5 protein-coding genes and 1 pseudogene are annotated in these 7,413 nt (G+C 48.0%); 5 read left to right on the top strand and 1 reads right to left on the bottom strand.

The features are described 5' to 3' along the window. The 5 genes and pseudogenes from L5L77_RS14295 to L5L77_RS14275 form a co-directional block, all read left to right on the top strand. Positions 1-238 (top strand): annotated as a pseudogene (locus tag L5L77_RS14295) (hypothetical protein); the annotation flags it as partial. A gap of 155 nt (positions 239-393) precedes the next feature. After that, on the top strand, positions 394-714 hold the full coding sequence (locus L5L77_RS14290; protein WP_263185454.1) for a hypothetical protein: 321 nt from the start codon (positions 394-396) through the stop codon (positions 712-714). Then, positions 708-1,148, top strand: coding sequence for a hypothetical protein (locus L5L77_RS14285; RefSeq protein ID WP_263185453.1), 441 nt, complete (start codon positions 708-710; stop codon positions 1,146-1,148). The genes L5L77_RS14290 and L5L77_RS14285 overlap by 7 nt, the downstream gene beginning before the upstream one ends. Before the next feature lie 886 nt (positions 1,149-2,034). Further along, on the top strand, positions 2,035-3,696 hold the full coding sequence (locus L5L77_RS14280; RefSeq protein WP_263222970.1) for an MFS transporter: 1,662 nt from the start codon (positions 2,035-2,037) through the stop codon (positions 3,694-3,696). Between the two features lie 148 nt (positions 3,697-3,844). Beyond that, the gene (locus L5L77_RS14275) at positions 3,845-6,406 is read left to right on the top strand and encodes a glycoside hydrolase family 15 protein (protein WP_263222969.1); all 2,562 of its coding nucleotides are present in this window, start codon (positions 3,845-3,847) and stop codon (positions 6,404-6,406) included. A 120-nt stretch (positions 6,407-6,526) separates the two neighbouring features. On the opposite strand, the gene L5L77_RS14270 is transcribed toward L5L77_RS14275, so the two are convergent. Further along, entirely contained in the window at positions 6,527-7,345 is an 819-nt protein-coding gene (locus tag L5L77_RS14270) for an AraC family transcriptional regulator (protein WP_263138781.1), read from the bottom strand. Between the last annotated feature and the right edge of the window lie 68 nt (positions 7,346-7,413).

Genomic DNA, 7,413 nt, shown 5'->3' with positions numbered 1-7,413 from the left:
ACATTTGGCTTTATGGGGCATTATTATCAACGACCAAAGCGTGTTCGATACAGGCATTCAAAAGCAGTTGGAGATTTGTCACCATGAAGCCCGTTATGGTGAATGGAAGGGCATGGTTGAAGGCCATTTCGCAGAATATGCTTTGGCCCTTACCAATTTAGCGATTCAGGCGGGGATGAAACACCGAGTTATTGACCCTTTCATTCCAGAAGGGCTTGTTTGGCAGCAACCGCTTTAAGCCATGCTACGTGCCACTAATGGCACCGTGTTGGAATATCTAGTGGTCGAAGCCAAGGGGCCTGAGGTAAGTTACAGCCAACTAGTCTAGAAGAAGCCGCCAGCATCCTGGCGGCGATCCTGACCCCAGACTTTTCCGAGGATTATGCCGGTTTCATGGCCAGTTATGCAGGTACCGGGAAAGATTTTCACAACAGAGATGCGGTAGGCCAATATGCCAGCAAGACCATCCAGGATCACGAGCTGCGAACATTGAGCCCTGCCAGGCACGTGATGCAGGAAGAATTCGGTGCCAATCCCCTGTTCGCGGGCAACGGCTTGACTAAGGTCGATAAGAACAACCGCTATGCCAAGGACATAGGCCAAAACTCCGGCGTAGTGGAGACCTTCACCTTCGAGCGCGATCCGCTCACCATAGACGAACTGCAGACTCTCGGCGCCGTAACCCTTATCCCGACTACTCCATTAAGGTGCTGATTAATAAAAGAATAAATGAATCCCCATGCAATTATTACACAGACAACTTACCCGCAGGCCATAAGCTCATCGCCAAGCTCGACTATCTGTTATTCAAGGATGAAATTTTATACATAGTGGCCTCCGCCAACGACTTTTACTTCATTAAAAAAAGCCCAGCAATGTTTCCGGAAGATGCCGACGAACCCGGCTTCGATGTGTTTCAAACAGGCTTCCCACGGGCGGCTTGGATGGTCGACAATATCGAGAATAAATTGTGGAAATCTGCCGCCGAAGGCGGTTTACCCTCGGGCACTTATTTCATCGACGAAGACGTCGACGGTGAAAACCTCAAGATCCGCCGCACTATGCATGTGGGCGCAGATCAAGATAAGGGCTTTGTGTTGATCAACTTCAGCCGGCCTCACCTCAAATTTACCGAAAAGAACTTCTAGGAGATAGACATCTCAGACCGCTTGTTGCTCGAAGGTGGTCTTCTTGATGTGCTGAAGCAACTTTAGCCATACACTCATTCCACTGGCAATTTAGCGATTTAGGCGGGGGATGAAACACTAGGTTGTTGGCCCTTTTATTCCACAAGGTTTTGTCTGGCAGACAACGCTTTTAGACTTATTCTGCTCAACTTTATAGATATAAAAAATGTTAAACTTTCGCCTATCGCCAAGCATCATACCTCCCATTAAGTACCATCATTCTTCTTCCTCGAAACCTAAAAAAGTCGAACATCAATACCATAGATGATCTCTTTAAAACCAAGCTTCAAGCATATTATCGAGAGTTTCACGCCCAATTTACAGCGAAACCGAAGTTAATCTAGCGTTACTCAAAGGATGCCACATCGTGATGAATACGTATGTAAGCAGTTGTGCAAAAATCTACGCCGAGGCTACTATAAATCCGCTCGTTTCACCCTCTGCTTGTGGGGTTTGAAATCTGTGAGGTCGTTTCTGATAGGGTTATATACAAGGATTGCTATCAGGCTTAAGTTCTTTCTGCTGACTGGCTTTAGGCCACTCACTTGGGCTAACCCCTTTGAATTAAGGTGTTAGCCCAAATTTGAAATGAATTTATCGGCGAATATGCTTCTGAGGGAGGAGTATATTCGCCATTTTTTCACAGAGTACACTCATTCATGGCATGCGCGAAACTACCATGAATAAGCCATGAATCTGACTCTTAGCTTTTATTGTATGCTCTTGGCTGTGATGAAATAGCTCACCACATAAAAGCAAAGTACAGTGCCAATCCATTGCTAGGCAAAACAATTAAAACAATAAGCACTCAAGGCAGAACGACTGCCGGCAACAGAAAGGAAGTTCAATGTCTTCGAATTACCAGCAAGATCCCCATCAAGCCGCAGCGCCTCAGTTGCCGCATGCATTCAAGCAACAACCTGAGTTGAGTTTCTGGCAAATTTTTAATATGTGTTTCGGTTTTTTAGGCATTCAATTTGGGTTTGCCCTGCAAAATGCCAACGTCAGCCGCATTTTTCAAACCTTGGGGGCTTCTATCGATGAAATTCCCATACTGTGGATTGCCGCACCACTGACGGGTTTATTGGTTCAACCTATTATTGGTTATTTGAGTGATAACACTTGGGGACGCCTCGGCCGTCGTCGCCCCTATTTTTTGATTGGCGCGATTTTTACTACCCTTGCCATTTTTATCATGCCGCACTCGCCTACCCTGTGGATTGCCGCCGGCATGTTATGGATCATGGATGCCTCGATCAACATCGCCATGGAGCCGTTTCGCGCCTTCGTCGGTGACAATTTACCGAAAAGCCAACGTACTCAAGGCTATGCCATGCAAAGCTTTTTCATCGGTATTGGCGCTGTGGTCGCTTCGGCCTTACCCTATATTTTGACTCACTTTTTTGATGTTGCGAATACTGCACCAGCGGGTGAAATTGCCGATTCAGTGCGTTATGCCTTCTATTTCGGTGGCACAGTATTATTGCTCGCCGTCAGTTGGACTGTCGTATCCTCAAGAGAATATTCCCCTGAAGAATTAGCAGCCTTTAACGCAAAACAAGTCGATGCTGAAGATGAAACCTTAGCCCGCACTCGTACCCGCAAGGACTATCAATTTGCCTCCTTCGTGTGGATGGGTCTCGGCGCCCTGCTCACCTTAGCTATTTGGGCGCAGCATTTAGACAAGCAGCTGTATATTTTGAGCTTAGGGATTTTCGCCTTTGGCCCATTACAACTGTATTGCGCGCTGCGTTTGGGCAATTCACAACCCGCTGAACGCAATAAGCTCGGCATGGTATTTAGCGTGGTCGATGACTTGTTCCATATGCCCAAAGCCATGCATCAACTGGCGATCGTGCAGTTTTTCTCTTGGTTCGCACTGTTTGCCATGTGGATTTACACCACTGCCGCCGTGACGTCTTACCATTTTGGCAGCAGCGATGTTTTGTCCCAAGCTTATAACGACGGCGCAGATTGGGTCGGCGTACTGTTCGCCTCCTACAATGGTTTTGCCGCCATTGCCGCGATTTTTATTCCTATGCTGGCTAAGCGTATTGGCATCAAGCTGACCCACACAGTCAATATGTTCTGTGGTGGTATAGGTTTAATTAGTTTCTTTTTTATTAAAGACCCAAGCCTGTTATGGCTGCCTATGATAGGTGTCGGTATCGCGTGGGCGTCAATTTTATCTGTGCCCTACGCCATGTTGTCGGGCATGTTACCCCCGCAAAAAATGGGCGTTTACATGGGGATTTTTAACTTCTTCATCGTCATCCCGCAGCTTCTTGCCGCCAGTGTGCTGGGTTTAGTGCTCAATGGTCTGTTCGATGGTCAACCTATTTATGCACTGATCACAGGTGGCGTCTTGATGATGTGTGCAGGCATTGCCGTATTATTTGTCGACCAAGACATTGTCGAACAAAATAACCCAAATAATCAAAGTGCAGCGATGAACCGCAAGACCCACTTAATCACGAAAGCCACAGGCAAATTAACAAATAAAAGTTAGCTCTTTATAGCAACGATACACAATAGCCGACATGCAGCAATGCATGTTAAGCGCGGTGAATTCGGTCATTTGGCTAATCACAGCAGCATAAAATATCTTTATCAATTCAATCACTATAAAAATAAAACCATTATTTGGGGAGAACGAGATGGAATCGAGTCCTACGCCGCAGCAGGATCTGCATACCAGCCAAAACCGTCACATACAAGCGTTAACAAGACGCAGCCGCCTAGCGCTTGCCGTCGCCGCAAGCCTATTAGGGATGATAGGGTTAGCGGCCTGTTCACCCACATCGAATTCAGCAACAACTGCCACAAGTGTGAATGCCGCGCCAAGTGTGCAGCAGGTTGCGCCCGGCGCACCGGGTAAAGCGCCGACTTGGGCATTTTCGGGTAAAACTGGTATTGGGACGTCTTACGAGCCTTATACCCAAGGTCAATATCAAGATGCCAAGCAAAATCCCATTAGCCGCGTTTGGTTCTCCCTCGCCCAAGGTATTTTAACCGAAACCATGTATGGTCTTATCCATAATGCGCAGCTCAAAGAACTGCAATTTGTGGTCACAGGTAATGGCTTTGTCGATACCGAAAAAGAGAACACCATCAGCAGCATAGAATATTTAGATACAGATGCTAATGGTCGCCCGCAATCCCTTGCCTATAAAATTATCAATAAAGATGTTGAAGGTAAGTATCAGATTGAAAAGCATATCTTTACCGATCCCGACCGCGACACTTTGATGATGCGTGTCACCTTTACCGCCTTTGAAGATGGCATTACACCGCATTTGTATGTCAATCCGCATATCGACAATGCGGGCGCCAATGATATCGGCCGCATCGACACTCATACTGACAGTCATGCCAACACTCATGCTAATAATCAGGCGCTGGTGGCCTATACCGCCGCCAAAGACAGTAGCGTAATGACGGTAAAATCCGATCTGAATTTTGTGCAGGCTACGACTGGCTTTGTCGGTGTTTCCGATGGCCTAGCCGATTTGGCCGATAACGGCAAACTCGATACGCCCTATCAAACGACCAGTGCGCAAGATAAATCGACCGTTGGCAATATCGCCTTTACCGCAAGCTACCCAACGCTCATCAAAGCCAAACCCGTCACTTTTAATCTCGCCATCGGTTTTGGTAAAGACGAAATCCAGAGTTTAGCCAATGCCGATGCCAGCTTAGCCGCAGGTTATGATGCTGTGCTCAGCCATTACAATGCAGGCTGGCAGGGTTACCTAAGCTCACTGCCCGCCATCGCTAACATGGCCAACAACACCACAGATAACGGCAAGCTGCTGTATACCAGCGCTATGGTCTTGAAAGCGCAGGAAGATAAAACCTATGCCGGCGCACTGATCGCTTCACTTTCTAACCCTTGGGGCGATACGGTTTCGGCAGCCGTGCCGAGCACTGGCTATAAAGCAGTATGGCCGCGTGACTTTTACCAATGCGCCATGGCATTCCTCGCCATGGGTGACACACAAACGCCCAAGGTGGCCTTCGAATACCTGAAAAAAGTGCAAGTGACCGAAAAGACGCCCGGCTATACGGGTACGCCCGGTTGGTTCCTGCAAAAAACCCATGTGGATGGCCAAATTGAATGGGTCGGCGTGCAGCTCGATCAAACCGCCATGCCGATCATGCTCGGCTGGAAACTCTGGCAAGCGGGCGTACTCACCCCTGATGAGATCAGTCACTGGTATCAAGAGATGCTCAAAGGTGCAGCGGACTTTTTGATCAGCGGCGGTGACGTCAATCTGGATTGGAATCACACCCAAATCACCCCACCTAAAACTCAGCAAGAACGTTGGGAAGAACAAGCGGGTTACTCCCCCTCAACAACGGCTGCCGTGATCGCCGGTCTTGTTGCCGCGAGTGAAATTGCCAAAGAAGCTAAAGATATTACTTCAAGCGCCCGTTATCTTACCGCCGCCAAAGACTTAAGTCATAGTTTAGAAAAACACTTAGTCACCACCCAAGGGCTATTGAAAAACAGCGCAGATGTCAGCGCGCCTTACTATTTACGTTTAAGCCCGAATGGCGAGCCAAACACTAGCGATACACTGGCGGCAAATAACGGTAAGCAAGGTTTAGATCAACGTCAGATCCTCGATGGCGGATTTTTAGAACTAGTGCGTTATGGCGTGCGCGGTGCAACTGACAAGCTCATCAATCAAAGCCTTCAACTGATTGATAATACAGAGCTTGAGCACAACCTACGCATAAAATACGTGTTTACCGCCAAAGATGGCAGCACTATCCCAGGCTTTAGACGTTATGGTAACGACGGCTACGGTGAGGATACGGTTTCTGGCAAAAACTACGCAGAATCCGGCAGCAACAGCGCCGATCAACGCGGCCGAATCTGGCCCTTCTTCACCGGCGAGCGCGGTCATTTTGAATTAGCACTCGCCCAAGCAAAAGGCGAGCTAACAGGCAATAACGCGCAGCAAACCAAGCAGCAGTTAATCAACACCTATGTGCAAGGCATGGAAACCTTTGCGAATGCGGGCATGATGTTACCCGAGCAAGCGTGGGACGGTGTCGGCGATGCCACCCGCTATCATTACCAACTCGGACAAGGCACCAACTCTGCCACACCGCTCGCCTGGACCCATGCAGAATACATCAAACTGGTGCGCTCAATGACCGATGGCCAAGTCTGGGATTATTACCCTATCGTCCCAGCGGCATTGAAATGACAAGTTGAAATAGCCAATTAAAATAGCGCATTAGCTTAAGACACTTTGATAAATTGCAGGCTAGAACAACATCCTAGATATTGTTCTAGCTTTTTTATAGACGGTTTTATGATGCCTGATTTAGCTCCCGCTTTTCATAGGCTTATGCTGCGGGTAATCTTGCGGCGTGCAACCAAATTGCATTTTAAAAGCGGCACTGAAACTGCTGACACTCAAATAACCTAAACTATGTGCCACCATAGTCGTGCTCTCCCCTTGGCTTAAGCTCTCAAGCGAATTTAACAAACGAAATCTTTGTCGCCATTGTCGATAAGTAAGCCCAGTTTCAGCTTTGAATAGTCGCTCAATCGTTCTCACACTCGCGCCGCCCATTTCGGCTAACTCGGTCAGTGAGTAACTCACTTTTGGACGTCGGATCAGCGTTTGGATCAAGCGGCTGAGTCTTGGATCTGAGCCTGCGGGTAAATGGGCATCCAGACTGTCCAGAGTTTGGAGCTCATCGATGGCAACCAAACCCAGCCGATGCAGTTGTCCACTGTCCATAAGATGTGAACTTTCACAAAGTTTAAGCACTAATTCGCGCATCAACGCTGTCATAGTCACCATCACCACTTGCGTATCCTGTGGCCTAACGCCATAGCTAGGGTCAATATAAATATTGCGAGTATGTGCGTGGGTTTCACTGTTCACTTGATGGGGCAAATTGCAAGGGATCCAAACGGCATGGGTTGAGGGTACCACCCAGACGGCATTTTCACTGCGAACACGTAACAAACCTTTGGCGGCCCAAAGTAGCTGACCCCGCGGGTGCGAGTGAGGCTCGATACCCGCTTCCGCCGCCATATTGCGAGTATGGGTCAGTACGGGCCGATTGGCATCTATGATAAACGCCGCATCACTGGGTGTTAACAATGTCGCTTTAGGAACATATTTTGACATATTACCCTCTTAAAACGCCAAACTAAGTCAGCTATCTTAGTAGGCATCTTTTACGTATTCAACCCAAT

Origin of the sequence: Shewanella sp. SM29 (assembly GCF_025654245.1) — a bacterium.
Lineage (GTDB): Bacteria > Pseudomonadota > Gammaproteobacteria > Enterobacterales > Shewanellaceae > Shewanella > Shewanella oncorhynchi.
This window is presented reverse-complemented; position numbering and strand designations above follow the sequence as displayed.